The organism is Candidatus Neomarinimicrobiota bacterium (genome assembly GCA_017656425.1).
Taxonomy (GTDB): domain Bacteria; phylum Fidelibacterota; class UBA2242; order UBA2242; family B5-G15; genus JACDNV01.
Map to the genome: position 1 here is coordinate 41316 of JACDNV010000007.1, position 16011 is coordinate 57326.

Annotated in this window: 13 protein-coding genes; all 13 read left to right on the plus strand. The window is 33.9% G+C overall.

The genetic code is table 11. The features are described from left to right. Position 1 precedes the first annotated feature (1 nt). The 13 genes from pheS to rnr are packed head-to-tail and all read left to right on the plus strand — an operon-like array spanning position 2 to position 16011. The gene (gene pheS / locus H0Z29_06190) at positions 2-1021 is read left to right on the plus strand and encodes a phenylalanine--tRNA ligase subunit alpha (protein ID MBO8131092.1); all 1020 of its coding nucleotides are present in this window, start codon (positions 2-4) and stop codon (positions 1019-1021) included. 5 nt (positions 1022-1026) lie between these two features. Beyond that, entirely contained in the window at positions 1027-3420 is a 2394-nt protein-coding gene (locus tag H0Z29_06195) for a phenylalanine--tRNA ligase subunit beta (protein ID MBO8131093.1), read from the plus strand. Between the two features lie 4 nt (positions 3421-3424). Next, positions 3425-3625: a hypothetical protein gene (locus tag H0Z29_06200; GenBank protein MBO8131094.1), complete on the plus strand. Its 201-nt coding sequence runs from the start codon at positions 3425-3427 to the stop codon at positions 3623-3625. A gap of 35 nt (positions 3626-3660) precedes the next feature. Then, complete coding sequence (locus H0Z29_06205; protein MBO8131095.1) at positions 3661-3960, plus strand: cell division protein ZapA; 300 nt, start codon at positions 3661-3663, stop codon at positions 3958-3960. A 51-nt stretch (positions 3961-4011) separates the two neighbouring features. Beyond that, positions 4012-5571, plus strand: a complete 1560-nt coding sequence (gene rny, locus H0Z29_06210; protein ID MBO8131096.1) for a ribonuclease Y — start codon at positions 4012-4014, stop codon at positions 5569-5571. Further along, on the plus strand, positions 5561-6454 hold the full coding sequence (folD, locus tag H0Z29_06215; protein MBO8131097.1) for a bifunctional methylenetetrahydrofolate dehydrogenase/methenyltetrahydrofolate cyclohydrolase FolD: 894 nt from the start codon (positions 5561-5563) through the stop codon (positions 6452-6454). The genes rny and folD overlap by 11 nt, the downstream gene beginning before the upstream one ends. Positions 6455-6464: 10 nt before the next feature. Then, positions 6465-6920 carry a cyclic nucleotide-binding domain-containing protein gene (locus tag H0Z29_06220; protein MBO8131098.1) on the plus strand — a complete coding sequence of 152 codons (456 nt, stop codon included), beginning with the start codon at positions 6465-6467 and terminating at the stop codon, positions 6918-6920. Between the two features lie 20 nt (positions 6921-6940). After that, positions 6941-7534, plus strand: coding sequence for a nitroreductase family protein (locus H0Z29_06225; protein ID MBO8131099.1), 594 nt, complete (start codon positions 6941-6943; stop codon positions 7532-7534). Positions 7535-7537: 3 nt separating this feature from the next. Then, on the plus strand, positions 7538-8293 hold the full coding sequence (gene lgt, locus H0Z29_06230) for a prolipoprotein diacylglyceryl transferase (protein MBO8131100.1): 756 nt from the start codon (positions 7538-7540) through the stop codon (positions 8291-8293). 26 nt (positions 8294-8319) lie between these two features. After that, a complete protein-coding gene (locus H0Z29_06235) occupies positions 8320-9180 on the plus strand; it encodes a hypothetical protein (GenBank protein ID MBO8131101.1) in 861 nt (286 codons plus the stop codon). After that, positions 9177-12464, plus strand: a complete 3288-nt coding sequence (locus H0Z29_06240) for a hypothetical protein (GenBank protein ID MBO8131102.1) — start codon at positions 9177-9179, stop codon at positions 12462-12464. Before H0Z29_06235 ends, H0Z29_06240 begins: the two co-directional genes overlap by 4 nt. Further along, positions 12451-13902, plus strand: a complete 1452-nt coding sequence (locus tag H0Z29_06245) for a BamA/TamA family outer membrane protein (protein ID MBO8131103.1) — start codon at positions 12451-12453, stop codon at positions 13900-13902. Before H0Z29_06240 ends, H0Z29_06245 begins: the two co-directional genes overlap by 14 nt. Positions 13903-13905: 3 nt before the next feature. Continuing rightward, positions 13906-16011 (plus strand): ribonuclease R, encoded by a 2106-nt coding sequence (gene rnr, locus H0Z29_06250; GenBank protein MBO8131104.1) that lies wholly within the window; start codon positions 13906-13908, stop codon positions 16009-16011.

The window sequence follows — 16011 nt, forward strand, 5'->3', positions numbered from 1 at the left end:
AATGAATATACAACATAGAATCGATGAAGTACGTAAATCCTTTCATGACGATATAAATAATTGTGAATTAACCCCACAGAAACTGGAAGAATTAAGAATAAAATATTTAGGGAAAAAGGGGTTTATACAATCACTATTTAAATTGATACCAGAATTGGATATCCCTGAGAGAAAAGAATTCGGTAGAAGTTTAAACTCTTTAAAAAATGAAATTATAGAAAAAATAGAGTTTCTAAATAGAAAAGTAAAAAAGAAGGTTTCAAGTGAAGAGTATTTTGATCATACATTACCAGGAATATCCTATGGTCCAGGACGATTACATCCTGTTTCTCTGACTATGCGGGAGATAATATTAATATTTCAGGAAATTGGTTTTGGAATAGAATTCGGTCCTGAGGTTGAATCTGATTTTTATAATTTTGAGGCTCTAAATTTTCCTGAAGATCACCCTGCAAGAGATATGCAGGATACGTTTTATATTAATGATAAAATTTTGTTGCGAACACATACATCTCCAATACAGATTAGGGTGATGCAATCTAAAAAACCACCTATACGTATTCTTGCGCCAGGAAGAGTTTTTAGGAATGAGTCTATAAATGCAAGAAGCTACTGCGTATTTCACCAGATAGAAGGTTTATGTATAGATAAGAATATTAGTTTTGCAGAATTGAAAGGGGTGCTGGGGTATTTTGCAAAGCGCTATTTTGGTAAGGATGTTGAATTGAGATTCAGACCAAGTTTTTTCCCGTTTACAGAGCCGAGTGCTGAGGTAGATATATCCTGCTTTATATGTGGTGGCAAGGGATGTAAAGTGTGCAAAGAGACAGGCTGGCTTGAAATACTCGGATGTGGTATGGTTGACCCTAATGTATTGAAAATGGTTAATATAGACCCGGAGAAGTATTCAGGATATGCTTTTGGAATGGGCTTGGAGCGTATAGCAATGTTAAAATATGGTATTGATGATATCAGATTGTTTTATGAAAATGATATAAGATTTTCAGAACAATTTTATTAATCAGTATGAAAGTTAATATTTCCTGGTTAAGAAAATATGTTGATTTTGATTTTGATCCTTCAAAGCTTGCAGATTTGCTGACGTCTGTAGGGCTTGAGTCAAATCTTACTTTTGATATTGGAAAATTAGATAATGAAATTGTCGTAGGTGAAATAAAAAAAGTATATAAGCATCCTAATGCAGATAAATTGTATGTGTGTCTTGTTGATGACGGCAAAGGTGAATATCATGTAGTTTGCGGTGCACCCAATACACGAATCGGTATAAAATCCGCATTTGCCAGAGTTGGTGCTAAACTTCCTGATGGACGAAAGGTAAAAGAGGTAACGATTAGAGGAATCAAATCCTACGGTATATTATGTGCTGAAGATGAGCTTGGTATCTCCAATGATCACTCTGGCATAATAGAATTTCCAGCAGATGTTGATATAGGTATCCCAGTAAAAAATATTTTTGAAGAAATTGGAATAGTAGTAGAAATCGATTTAACTCCGAATAGACCTGATTGCACTTCACATATAGGAGTAGCAAGAGAAATATCTGTAATTACCGAAAATAAATTAAAAATACCAAAAGTCGAATTAAAAGAGGGTTCGAAAAAAATTACTGATGAGGTAGGTGTTAAGATTGTAGATACGGAGGGATGTCCAAGATATGTTGCTAGATTGATCAAGGGTGTGAAAGTAGCCGAATCCCCCGAATGGTTGAAAAGTTATCTGAGAAGTGTTGGAATACATCCAATTAATAATGTTGTAGATGCTGCGAATTTTGTAATGATGGAAACAGGCCAACCGCTGCATACCTTTGATTTTGATAAACTAGAGGGAGGCAAAATTGTAGTTAGAAAGGCTAAATCCGGAGAAAAAGTTGTAACCCTTGAGGGAAAAGAAGTTGAATTAAACGAATCTGTGCTCTTAATATATGACTCTCGTAAACCTGTCGCTATAGCGGGAATTGTAGGATTACAAAATTCAAAGGTAGATGAAAATACAGAAAATATCTTAATTGAAAGTGCTTACTTTAACCCTCTGACAATAAGGAGAGCTTCTAAAAGTATAGGCATATCAACTGAGGCATCTTACCGATTTGAACGTGGGATCGATGCTGACGGACAGATATACGCTGCCAATAGGTTAGCCCAATTAATACTTGAATATGCTGGTGGTGACTTGTATGAGGGTATCGTAGATTGCAATCCAGTAAAGATTGAACCAAAAGAAATTACACTTAGGTATAGTAAAGTAAATTCTATTGTTGGTTGCAAAATCAATAAAGAGTGGATTAGTAAGAAACTTATTCTACTTGGTTGTAAGATTCTGAATAAAAATGAGTCTGAAATTAAGATACTTGTTCCAACTTTTAGACCAGATCTTGAGCGTGAGATAGATATGATTGAAGAGATAGTCAGGATTTATGGAATGGTGAATATACCGCCTAAGCTGGAAACTGTTGTGTACCCTATTGTTGAGAAGAACAACAGGTACGAATTAATTGAAAGGTTGAGGGAATATTTATTCTCATGTGGTCTCATCGAGGTTTATTCTAATTCACTAATTTCGAAGAGTCTACTTAAAGTCTCGTTTGATGAGACTGAGGGTATCAGGTTAAAAAATCCATTAAGTTCAGATATGGCATATTTGAGAACATCATTAATTCCTGGCCTGTTGAAAACTGCACAGTTAAATATTTTCCGAAAAAATAATAACCTGCGTCTTTTTGAACTAGGGACTGTTCATAAGGTCAGTCAGAGCTCAGAATTTGGAGATGAAGAGACATTAAATTTTGGAATATTATTGACCGGTAATATCCGAGAAAAATCATGGTTAGTAGGGGAGGAGAAATCCTCTTTGTTTCATCTTAAAGGTATACTGGAGAATATTTTAGGATATTTTGGGGTTAAGGATGTCGAATATTCATATAGGAATTATCAAAAAGGGTACTTTAGCCATATAATTGACGTTTATTATAAAAGCGATAAGTTTGTAAGTATTGGAGAGTTAAATAGGGACTATCTCAACAGAATATGGGATATTCAACAACCAATTTATATAATGGAAGGAAGTGTAGATTTTATATTACAACATAGTAATTTCAATATTAGATATGAACAGCTACCAGTATTTCCAGCTATTGAAAGAGATTTATCAATTGTTGTTGATAAGAAAGTAAAAGTAGCTGACGTTGAGAGGGTTATAAGAAAATATGGGACAGATTTGCTAAAAAATGTAAAATTTTATGATATTTATACAGGGAAAAGTATTGAAAAAGGTTTAAAAAGTTTTACATTTAATATAGTTTTTAGATCAAATGAGCGTACTCTGAAAGATGAGGAAGTAGATATTATAATGGAAAAAATAGTTGATAGGCTTGGAAAAGAGTTAAATGCAAGGTTAAGGTAATCAGGTGGAAAATTTTTATAAATTAGAAAGTAAAATAAGGGAGTTAATAGCCAGGTATAATAATTTAAAGGAGCAAAATAGGAGGTTAGAAGAAAAAGAAGTTAGTAGTAGTGGTATTACAAAGGAGGAGGTAAAATCAGCAATAGATACTGTGAGACAAAAAATTCATAATATGATCGAGATGCTTAATGAAATTGGAGTTTAATATGAGTTTAACTGCTTTTGGCGGAGAAGAAATAAATGGATAAATCACAGGAAAATTTAGTAAGAGTAGTCATTTTCGGTCAGGAATATATGATAAGGGGGAAGGCTGATTCTGGCTATATTCAGAAAGTGGCAAAATATGTAAATGATAAAATGGAGGAGGTGGAATCTGCTGTGTCCTCTATTCATACTCCATTGAAAATAGCTATTCTTGCGGCAATGAGTATAACGGATGAGTTATTTTCATTAAAGAATAAAAAGGACAAAGAAACTGAAGAGATAAATAAAAGGTCGGAAGGATTAATAGAAGAAATTGAAAGTGTGCTAAAAGAATAAATTTTGCCTCTATATAAAATTTCCGACTTAAGCAGTTAAACTCTGATAAAAATGTGGAGTGGTAACATGATAGGAAATATACTCTTTGGGATTGCAGGACTAATTATTGGAGCAATTGCATCAATATTTATTTATATAAGTATTTTAAAGAGATCAAAAAGCACTGCAGGGGAGATAATAGAGGGGGCCAAAAAAGAAGCTGCGGACATTATAAAAGAAGCCAAAATAGAAGCAAAAGATGAAGCTTATAGGATAAAGCAAAAAGCTGAAGAAGAATATAGGGCAAAGCTAAAGGAAACAAGGGAGCTTGAGAAGCAGCTTGTAAAGAGAGAGTTTGAACTCGATAAAAAGCTTGAAGTAGCTCAGAGGAAATTAGAGGATATTGAACAGAAAGAGAAGCAGATTGATCAAAGGGAAAAAAGATTAACTGAAGAAGAGAAGAGAATTCATGAGATCATTGAGATGCAAAATGAGAAACTGGAGAAAATTGCTGGCCTGTCAAGAAATGAAGCAAAAGAGTTATTGATGAATAACCTACTTGAAGAAGCCAAAAGAACTGTTGCTAATCAGGTAAGAGAAATAAAAGAGAGAGCCATTACCGATGCAAATAGAGAGGCAAGAAACATTATAATAAATGCAATTCAGAGATCAGCAGCAGATCATACTGCAGAAACAACAGTCACTGTCGTCAATTTACCAAACGATACAATGAAAGGTAGGATAATTGGTAGGGAAGGTCGAAATATCAGGCATTTTGAGGCGTTAACTGGAGTTGAGATAATAGTAGATGATACACCAGAGGCAGTAGTATTGTCAGGTTTTGATCCCATCCGCAGAGAAATAGCAAGGATTGCCCTTGAGAAACTGGTACAAGATGGTAGGATTCATCCAGCGAGAATTGAGGAGGCAGTTGAAAAGGCAAGGGAAGAAGTAGATGAGTCAATTTTACACGCTGCTGAAGAAGCTATTGATGAGGTTGGTTTGCCACCGTTTCATCCTGAAATGATGAAATTGATAGGTAGGTTAAAATATAGAACCTCTTATGGACAGAACGTATTAAAGCACTCAATTGAGGTAGCGTGGCTATCTGGTTTGATGGCATCAGAGCTTAGATTGAATGGTGAACTTGCAAAGAGGGCTGGATTTCTACATGACCTGGGGAAAGCAATAGACAGAAACGTTACAGGAACCCATGCAATGATAGGTGCTGATCTGGCAAAGAAATATGGAGAGGAGCAGATAATTGTAAATGCAATTGCTTCTCACCACGAAGAAGTTGAGATGGAATCTCCCTATGCTGTACTAGTTCAGGCTGCCGATGCAATAAGTGGCTCGAGAAGGGGTGCTCGTGGAGATACACTCGAGAATTATATTCAGAGACTTGAAAAGCTTGAAGAAATAGCAAAGTCTTTTGAGGGTGTATCTAAGACTTATGCTATACAGGCAGGACGAGAAGTAAGAGTTATTGTTGAGAACGAAATTGTTGATGATGTAGGAGCGGATAACCTGGCTGAGGAAATTGCCAGTAAGATACAAAGAGAACTAAATTATCCGGGGCATGTGAAAGTGGTTGTAGTGAGAGAACATAGAAGTATAAGCTATGCAAAATAATTATATATTACTTGATGGAAAGATCGTTTCGGAGCATTTAAAAAAGTCTTTTTCGGAACGAATTTCTAAACTGAAGAGAAAGGGTATATTGCCTGGGTTAGCGGTAATACTTATTGGTGATGATCCAGCATCACAGGTATATGTGCGTAATAAAGAAAGGGACTTTATAAAACTTGGGCTAAATTCAAGAGTTTTTAAATTCGATAAAAAAGCTAAAAAAGAAGACATTTTGTCTTTAATCGACCATCTTAATAAGAATGATGAATATCACGGTATCCTTGTCCAATTACCATTACCTGAGGGTATAGATGAGTTTGAAATTGTGAGTGCTATTTCTCCAGATAAGGATGCGGATGGGCTTCACCCATATAATATCGGTACAATGACAACAGGTAGAGAATGCCCCTTCCCCTGTACCCCACATGGTATTTTGAAGATTCTGGAATTCTATAATATAGATCCAGCAGGAAAACATGTTGCTATTGTTGGTAGGAGCAATATCGTTGGTAAGCCTCTGGCAATACTTTTAATGCAGAAAAGAAATATGGGAAATGCAACAGTAACTGTCTGTCATTCAAGAACAGAAAATTTAAAAGAAATAACAAGGACAGCTGATATATTGGTAGCAGCAATTGGAAAACCTGAATTTATAAAAAGGGAACATATTAAAGATGGTGTTGTAATAATTGATGTTGGGATAAACAGGGTTGAGGATAAATTGAGTAATAAAGGATATAGATTGACAGGTGACGTAGATTTTAATGATGTTTTAGATAAGGTAAGTGCTATAACTCCTGTACCAGGTGGTGTTGGGCTTATGACAAGAACAATGTTAATACATAACACTCTATACTTGGCTGAGAAAAAGGCGGGTTTAATTTAAAGGAGTTTACATGGATTGCTTTGAAGTTTTGAGGAAAAATTCCATAACACAGGGGATGCTCGATGATGAAGTAAAGAAGCTGGGTGAACTATTTCATAGAAAAAATGCGAAGAAGGGAACTATTATTATTAAAGAAGGGGAAAAAAGCAGTGAGTTGTTTGTAATAGATACCGGAAGGGTGTCAGTTCAGGTACTCTCCACGCAATTGCCTAGTGAAAAAGAGATCATTACATATTTAAAAGATGGTGACGTGATTGGTGAGTTTTCTTTTATTGATGCTGCACCTCGTTCAGCTACTGTTGTAGCTGAAGAAGATACCAGATTATTTTATGCAAATTACCTAGATTTGCATAGATTTCTGGATAAGAATGAGCATATTGGTTTTCTATTTTATAAAAATATTTCGAAAATATTAACCTCGAAGTTAAGAAACATGAATCTTGGTATGCGGGATGCACTTTTATAGTTTTTAATCTGAGGGAAATGATGGCAATAAATGAATTTATTAAATTGATAAGAAGTAGAAGGACAATTAGGCAATTTAAACAGGATGAGATTCCTTTGGAAATATTAAAGGAATGTGTGGAATCTGCTAGGCTAGCTCCTTCGGCGAGTAATCTACAGCCAATCAAGTATTTATTAATAACAGATAGAGAGAAGGTTAAAAGAGTATTTCCACTATTAAGATGGGCGGCATATATTACTCCAAGGGGCAATCCGGAGAAGGGAAAAGAACCTGTCGGATATCTCGTTATTTTGATTGATAAGAATATAAGAAGTAAAGGTTATGAGTATGATGTCGGGGCAGCTGTGGAAAATTTCATTTTGAGTGCACTGTCTTATGGGATTGCTACATGCTGGTTATTATCTGTTGATAGGGAAAAGTTAAGGGAAGAGTTTCAAATACCTGAAAACTTCATTATAGATACTGTTGTTGCATTTGGTTATCCTGCGGAGACCTCTGTCATTGAGGAATCAAAAGATGGTAATATTAAGTACTGGAAGGATGAAAAAGATGTTTTTCATGTTCCAAAACGTCCCTTGGAAGAGATTCTATTTATAAACAGTATGAAAGGATAAAATATGTATCCTGATCTATTCAAAATAGGTCCCCTTGTTATTCACACATATGGACTGATGATGGCGATAGCTTTTTTGGTATCTTATTTTCTATTGAAGAAGGAAACGAAGAAAATTGGCGATAGCCCTGATTTTGCCGCTAATATGGTTTTCTGGGCAGCGATTGGAGGACTTGCAGGCGCAAAACTATTATACGCTTTAGAGAACATTAAATATACGGTCCAGGATCCCATCGGTGTTATTTTTTCTGGGGCTGGGTTAGCATACCAGGGTGGACTCTTGGGCGGTACATTAGCTGTAATATTATTTTTGAAAAAGAATAAAAGAAATATTGGAGTTTACGCTGATATAGTAGCACCAATTCTGTTTATTGGTCAGGCTATTGGTAGGATTGGATGCTTTTTTGCTGGTTGCTGCCATGGAGTTGAGTGCAATCTACCGTGGGCTGTCAGATTCCCTAATGCTATTCCACCTGCTGAAGGTCCGGTTCATCCAACACAATTATATGAGGCTATATATAATACAACGATGTTTTTTGTATTACGTAGATTAAGACCAAAATTTAAAGATAGGAATTGGACTATTTTTTCTCTTTATCTCATATTTGCTGGTGCAGAAAGATTTTTAATAGAGTTTATCAGGGTTAACCCGGTAGTATTTCTTGGGTTGACCATGTTTCAATATATATCACTCTTGATGGTAATAACGGGAGTAATCATTCTTCTGAGCTTGGCTAAACCAAAATCAAAGAAGAGTTAAAATATTAAATAACAGGATAAAAAATTATGAATTCAATAAAAGTTGCGTTTGCAATTGCAGGAGTTATTTTATCAATATCTATTGCACAGAGTTTTGTTGTGAAGGGGACATTGCAGGTAAAAAATGTTGATGGGAAGGAATTTACTGGTATAGCAGGAAATAGCTTTGGCGATATTTATTTAATTGAATCAAACTATGATGAGGTATATCATGTGAATAGAAGGGGAGAAATTATCAGAATAGCAGGAGGTATTGGTTGGGATCATTCCAATCTTGATGGACCATCGGATATTGTTTGCCCAGATGAGATAAATATATTCATCGCAGATTATTTTAATGGTAAAATTAAGCATTTTGATAAAGAGCTAAATTTTATTAGTGAGTTCCCCATAGACAATTCCTTTACCCTTACCTACCCACTGTCTGTGGATTATAGCAAAGACGGTTTCTTTTTTATTTTGGATGGGGATAAGAATGAGGTGATAATATCTGGAACAAAAGCGACTAAAATATATCAATTGGGGAGTCCGGAATATGGAGAGTTTAAGCTGTTTAACCCTTTAAAAATAAGAGTTGATAGTAGAAAAAATGTTTATGTTCTTGAGAGAAATTCTATAAAAATTTTCAAATTTCCTGTTGCTCCTTCTAAGCTTATTAAATTGGATAAAAAAGAAAATCCAATTGATATGACCATTGTAATCGACTATGTAATAGTATTGTGTGGAACTATGAAGTATTTCATAATAAAAAACAAAATTTTAAAAGAGGTAAATCTAGGTGAACTTGGTATTAAAGATACTATCGTAAGTATTTCTGGAATTTCAAATCGGATGCTATCCCTTACAAGAGATGGGAAAATCTACATATTTGAATTAATTAATAAATGAATAGATTAACGAGACTTATTATAATATTAGCTCTATTTTTTGACTATAATACCTTCTTCCAAATATCGGATATAGATACCTTTGAGGTTCATGCAGATTTAGATACTATCTATCTTAAAAATAAAAATATTATCCCATCAAGTGTACACATTATCTATCGGTGCGATTCTTTGAAATTGGCTATTGATAGTTTTAAAGTAAATTCTATCGAAGGTTTAATTTATGATATTAATTTTAATAAAGATACAGGGATTTTTATTATTGAATACAAATATCTTGATTTAGATTTTGATTTACGTAGTTTAAAGATTGTAAGCCAATCTCCTGAAATAATATATGATGCTAAAAAGAGTGACAAAAGTGTTTCAGTTGCTGGTCCGAAGGAGTTTAATATAGTAAAATCCGGAAATATTTTCAGACGAATAACTTTTAGCACCAATTCTGGTATTTCGATGTCGTCGGGATTAAATCTAAAATTGAGTGGAGAGCTGGCTGATGGGATTATTATAAATGGGGTATTATCTGACCAAAATATCCCAATTCAGCCAGAGGGAAATACCCAGGCAATCAGTGAGGTAGACAGGATTTTTCTGGAAGCTAAATTGGGGAGAAGCAAAATTGTACTTGGCGATATTGATTACTCAGTAAATAGAGGAAGATTATTTAATTATAACAGAAAAATTCAGGGTATAAATTTTCATAGTAATCTGAAATATTGTGAGGTTGACGGCTCCGCGGCAGTTTCAAGAGGAGAATACAACACAAATTATTTCCTTGGGCAGGATGGTAATCAAGGCCCTTATCAATTGACAGGTAAGAATGGTGAAAAAGCTATAATTGTTCTTGCTGGGACGGAGCGAGTATGGCTCGATGGAAGAAAACTTCAAAGAGGAGAAAATGCCGATTATATAATTGACTATTCAACAGGACAAATTACTTTCACTCCTAATGTTGTTATAACTTCAAATTCAAGGATTACCGTGGATTTTCAGTACTCGGATTTATTTTATAGTAAGAATATTTTATCTGGAAACATAAATCTATCCGGGCTGAGTGATAAATTAGCATTTTCCTTCTCAGCTCTACAGGAGAAAGATGATAAAAATAATACTATCGGTATACAGCTTACTAAAGATGATTATAAGAGAATGAAAACTGTTGGAAGTGGGGGGGAGAGGATATTTGTTAGTACGATAAAAAAAGATTCAAATGGTGCATATATACTGAACGATTCTGTCCTTGTCTATGTCGGGAATGAGAATGGTAGCTATTCGGCGGCTTTCTATAATATTGGTAAAAAGGGTAGTTACAGGAAAGTTTATTCAGATAATGGATATTATTTTGAATATGTTGATAAAAATGATCCCTTGGTTTCAAACGAATTGAAAGAAGAAGCTGTATATTCTCCAGCCAGACCTATTAAGCTGCCGTCAAGTAAAAATTTTTATCATACCAGTCTCATATACAAGCCGTCTAATAAATTCAATGTCAATGGCGAGTTTGCTATATCTAATTTTGATCGAAATATTGCCTCAAGCCTAGACGATGGGAACAATATCGGCTCAGCATTAAATCTATCTATGAGAAGAATAATAGACTTACAAAATTTTGGAAAGACGATATTATGGACAGGTATTAGATCATCGGATAAGAATTTTCGTTCTGTTGTCAGAGACAGAGAGGTAGAATTTAAAAGAAAGTGGAATCTCAAGAGTGACACAACGGTGGGTGAAAAGATAATCGAGGCTGGCATAGATTATTCACTGAATAATAATTTTGATTTTTCAATTGAGGGTGGTCATCTAAAATCGTTTGAAGCAAACAGTAATAGATTAAATATCAAATCCAATTTTGATTTGTTTAATAACATTACCTTTAATTTTAACAGAGAAAATATCAGATCAATTTTACCACGCAATGAGAACTGGATCAGGGAAAACTATACACTCGGGTATAAGTGGATAACATACAGTTATTGTAGTGAGCTGAAAAAAAGTCCTTTAATAAAGAATAGCTTTTTCTTTTATAAAAATTCTTTATCATACATAAAGCAAACCAGAACCGGTTTGAAATATAGTATCGTGCTTTCTGACAGATTGGATAAAACCAAGATTGAATCGGGCTGGAAGAAGGAATCATATCTACATTATGCCAAATTTAGTATGCTTTTTAATAAACCCGGGTTATTTAATTCTGATTTTAATATGTATTTCCAGAGGAAAAAATATTTTGATCAGGCGCAGTCTGATCTGAGTGCAATTATTGGTCGATGGGTTATTAAGATTAGACCCCGGAGAAAACCAGTTTCTTTATCATCTGTAATAGAACTTGGGCGGAAAAATATGGTAAAAAAGGAGAAGTTGTATATAAAAGTTCCGATGGGGCAGGGAAACTATATTTATGACTCAACATATTCAGAGTTTATTCCAAGAGAGAATGGTGATTATATTCTGAGAATAATCCCTTCAAATGAAAAAGAGCCTGTAAATGACGGAAAGTTAAATCTTAATGTTCTGGTTGGTGGACACCTGCTGAAATCTTCTGGTTTCATTTCTCACCTAAGGTACATTGGTAGTATAAGGCTCCAAAATAGAGTGAAAGATGGTTTTTCAGAACTTTTTAAAATTAGAAATAGTGTTAATAGAATAATATATATAAAAAATGAGCTGAGATATAATGGGAATAGAATAAGCGATTTATCAATTGGAATTATAAATAAAGATAATTCAGGTAATCTCGATGTTCGAGGATATGAAGAATACAGGCAGAAAGAAATATATATTAAAATTAGAAAGAATGTTTCTGGAAACATCAGTAATGAAACTATCTTAAAAAATAAAAGAGTGGAAAGATTTGCAGAATATAATGCACTGGTTAATAGAAAACTTAATATTTATGATTTAAGTAATAGTATTATTTTCCTTATTGGCGATTACGATAAAATGAGTTTCAAATATTCCTTTGTTTCAGGTCGGCAGGAGACCTACAATAAGATAAAGGCTATAAAAAGTAGCTTTAGATTTAGTTACGATAAGAAAGTTGGAGATAAGGGTGTAGTGGGAAGTTTTATAGAGATAATAGATGTAAAAACTAATAGCGGGGAAAAAAGTGTCCCATGGGAAATAAGTAATGGTAGAATGGTAGGATGTACATTTGGATGGGGGCTTAACTTCATGCGTACCTATAAAGATATTTTAAATCTAAGGCTGAGATATGAGGGGTGGATAGAGCCTGTAATCGGTAATTATCAAATAGGGGGATTGGATATTGGTGCGGTTCTTTAAAGTAATTATCATATTAATTTTTATATTTTACATAAATATTTTTGGGAGAGAGTATAGAATAGGGAAAGTATTCATAGAATATTTTGGAAGAGATACCGTTGATTTTTCCGGAATATCAATACTGGATGATTATGTAAGTATTAAAGCCAGTCAGGAAACCATATTGGAGCTGATGAATCATTTAAAGAACTGGATATACGATAATAATGGTTATGAAACTTTTATATCCGTTGAGAATATAAATCCGACTTTGACTGATTCTGTTGTTTATATTAATCCAAAATTAAAAGTCATGGTTAATAAGAGAATTGTTGTAGATAGTATTCTTGTAAAAGGGGTGAATGATAGACTAAAAAAAATACTTGTTACCAAGTTCAAAGAGTTTATTGGTAAAAGTATGAACTCGGATGAGAAGATAGCAATGAGAAAAATCATTAGTAATTATAAGTTTATCAAGCTGGCGAAAGAACCTGTTATTGTGAAAAGTATAGATGGAAAGAATTGTCTTTATATAGAATTGGAGGAAGCAAGAGAGAATAAATTTCTAGGATCATTAGCATATGTTCCCAGGAAAGGGACGACTGATGGATACTTCACAGGTAATTTTGAAATGAATCTACACAATTTTTCCGGTCTCGGTAGGAAGATTGAAATCTCATGGATGAGATTAAATCAATATTCTCAAGAGTTAATGGTGTATTATTTTCAACCATTTGTATTACAGAAATATATATTTTTTGATTTAAAGTTTTCACAGGTTTTAAGAGATACACTTTATGTTTTACGCAGTTTTTATTTTTCCAGTGGTAGGTCTTTTAAAAATGTTAGATTAGGTTTTATACTTGGTGGGATGGAAGGGATGCCAACGAAAAGTGGTAAAAAATTATTAAATGAGACAAGCAATCGCGAGCGAAGCCTGGGGATAAGTTTTTTCATAAATACTCGAAATAATGATAAAAATCCAAAAAAAGGCTATTTTGTCACAACTAATTTGTTGGGTAATTATAGAAACTATATGGGTGATAAGAGTTATGGTTATTCTATAGAATTGAATTATGATTTTAATATGAGCATAAGTTCCTTTGTTTTTAATTTAAATGGTTTATTGGGGAAAAAATGGGTAAATTTAGAAACCCCTTTATATACAGATTATTTCTGGGTAGGGGGTGCAAGGGATTTAAGAGGCTATGCTGAGGATTTTTTTAAAGGGTTAACTGTATTTGTGACATCTTTCGAAATTAGAAAATTGCTTGGACTATATTCTAGAGTTTTTATGTTTACAGATTTAGGCTATATAGATGGGGTAATTCCATACTCCTATGGCTTTGGTATGATGTTTAATTCGAGAGTTGGTATAGTCGGGCTTACATATGCTCTTGGGAAAGATGATACATTTTCAACTGCCAAAATTCATCTTGTCTTAGAGAATAGATTTTAAGCGATGAAGAGGAAATCCTTAGAAGAGAAAATAATAAAATACTTAAAAAATAATAGAGGTAACTTTATTAAACAGAGAAGTATTTTTAAAGCTATTGGTGATTCCAGAGTAGATTATAGTATTTTTAAAAAGGTTATAAAAAGACTTAGTGAAAAGGGAAGAATTGAAAGAGGCAGGAAGCATACATTCAGATATCCAGATATGGATGAGAAAACAGTCACAGGAACTATTACACTGAAAAGCAAGGGCTTTGGTTTTGTCAAAACTGACAGTGGAAATGAGATTTTTATAGGTAGTTACGATATATTGAACGCATTCGATGGTGATAAGGTTTTGGTTCATGTTTATAAAAAGCAAAAAGGTAAATTACCAGAGGGGAAAGTTGTAAAAATATTGGAACGAGCGACTAAAACGTTCTATGGAACCTTAAAAAGGAGAGGTGGTAAATTTTATCTCTTACCTGAAAAACCTGAACATCCAACAGAAATATTGATTACCAATAAAATACCAGGGATGAAGGATGGGAAACTTGTTGAGGTTAAAAATCTTAGATGGGATGATCCGAACGCTTATACCACAGGAGAAGTTGTAAAGATAATTGGAGATTTTAAATCGCCATACAAAGACATCGAGGTTGTAATAAAGATGTTCGATTTGCCTAGGGAATTTCCCAAGGCACTATTAAAAGAGGTCGATGAATTGGAGAATCCCAATATAACAGAGGAGTTAAAGTACCGTAAAGACCTAAGGGATAAGGAGATTTTTACAATTGACCCTATTAATGCAAGAGATTTCGATGATGCTGTGTCTATTGAAATAAATGAAAAGGGGAATTATTTGCTGGGAATACATATTTCTGATGTTAGTCACTTTGTGAAGCCGGGGACACTTCTTGATAGAGAAGCATTGAAAAGGGGCTTAAGTGTCTATTTTGCTGAAACGGTTATACCGATGTTGCCGGAAAGGCTGTCAGGTGATCTTTGTAGTCTGAAACCTGGAGAAGAAAGGCTTACAATTACGATTGATATGGAGCTAGATCGTAAAGGGAATTTGCTCAATTATGATATTTATCAAAGTGTAATTGAATCAAAGAGAAGGTTTACTTATGAAGAAGTTCAAGAGATCATAGACACAGGAAAGGGCGATTTTGCCGATACTTTAAAACTAATGAGGGATGTTTCAAAGCTATTATATGATAAAAGGAGAATGACAGGCAGTATAGATTTTGATATTCCTGAACCAGTATTTGAGATGGGGCGTGAAGGTATACCGCTAGATATTAGGCCGAGTATACGCCTTGATAGCCACAGACTTATAGAAGAGTTTATGTTGTTAGCAAATAAGACTGTTGCAGAGCATATTTCTATTACAAGAAAGAGTGAGAAGTTACCTTTTATATATAGGGTTCATGAAAAACCGTCTGAGGAAGCTATAAATAATTTATATGATATCCTTGCAAGGTTGGGTTTATCCATGAAAAAGCCTGAGCAATTTAATCCATCTGATTTGCAAGAAATTCTTGAAAAGGTTGAAAAATTTCCATTTAAAAATCTAGTAGAAATACTTGCATTGCGATCTATGGCAAAAGCTAAATATTCTACAAAGCCAATTGGTCATTTTGGTCTCGCGTTTAAATACTATACGCACTTTACCTCGCCAATACGAAGATATCCAGATTTAATGGTTCATAGGCTGTTGAAATATTATGAGGAGAAAAGAGGGAAAGAGGAGATAAGACTTTTGCGCCGTAGATTAAGAAACATTGCAAAAAAATCATCCGAAAATGAGTTGAAATCTTTAGAAGCAGAAAGAGAGTACATTAAAATTAAACAAACCAGGTTTTTAAAGAATAAGATAGGGGATCGTTTTAAAGGTATTATTTCTGGTATTGCCAATTATGGATTTTTTGTAGAAATATCGGATTTTCTTGTTGATGGTTTTGTTCATGTAAGAACATTATATGATGATTACTACGTCTATGACGGTGAAAATCATGCTATTGTTGGTAAAAAATATGGTAAAAAATACAGGTTGGGAGATATTGTAGAGGTGATAATTAAAGAAGTTTCGATTGAGGATAGAAGAATAGATTTAGAAATTACCCATTAA

Excerpts from the sequence above, each read along its gene's own strand:
- pheS (MBO8131092.1), top strand. The coding sequence starts at position 2 with ATGAATATACAACATAGAATCGATGAAGTACGTAAATCCTTTCATGAC.
- H0Z29_06195 (MBO8131093.1), top strand. The coding sequence starts at position 1,027 with ATGAAAGTTAATATTTCCTGGTTAAGAAAATATGTTGATTTTGATTTT.
- H0Z29_06205 (MBO8131095.1), top strand. The coding sequence starts at position 3,661 with ATGGATAAATCACAGGAAAATTTAGTAAGAGTAGTCATTTTCGGTCAG.
- rny (MBO8131096.1), top strand. The coding sequence starts at position 4,012 with ATGTGGAGTGGTAACATGATAGGAAATATACTCTTTGGGATTGCAGGA.
- folD (MBO8131097.1), top strand. The coding sequence starts at position 5,561 with ATGCAAAATAATTATATATTACTTGATGGAAAGATCGTTTCGGAGCAT.
- H0Z29_06220 (MBO8131098.1), top strand. The coding sequence starts at position 6,465 with ATGGATTGCTTTGAAGTTTTGAGGAAAAATTCCATAACACAGGGGATG.
- H0Z29_06225 (MBO8131099.1), top strand. The coding sequence starts at position 6,941 with ATGGCAATAAATGAATTTATTAAATTGATAAGAAGTAGAAGGACAATT.
- lgt (MBO8131100.1), top strand. The coding sequence starts at position 7,538 with ATGTATCCTGATCTATTCAAAATAGGTCCCCTTGTTATTCACACATAT.
- H0Z29_06235 (MBO8131101.1), top strand. The coding sequence starts at position 8,320 with ATGAATTCAATAAAAGTTGCGTTTGCAATTGCAGGAGTTATTTTATCA.
- H0Z29_06240 (MBO8131102.1), top strand. The coding sequence starts at position 9,177 with ATGAATAGATTAACGAGACTTATTATAATATTAGCTCTATTTTTTGAC.
- rnr (MBO8131104.1), top strand. The coding sequence starts at position 13,906 with ATGAAGAGGAAATCCTTAGAAGAGAAAATAATAAAATACTTAAAAAAT.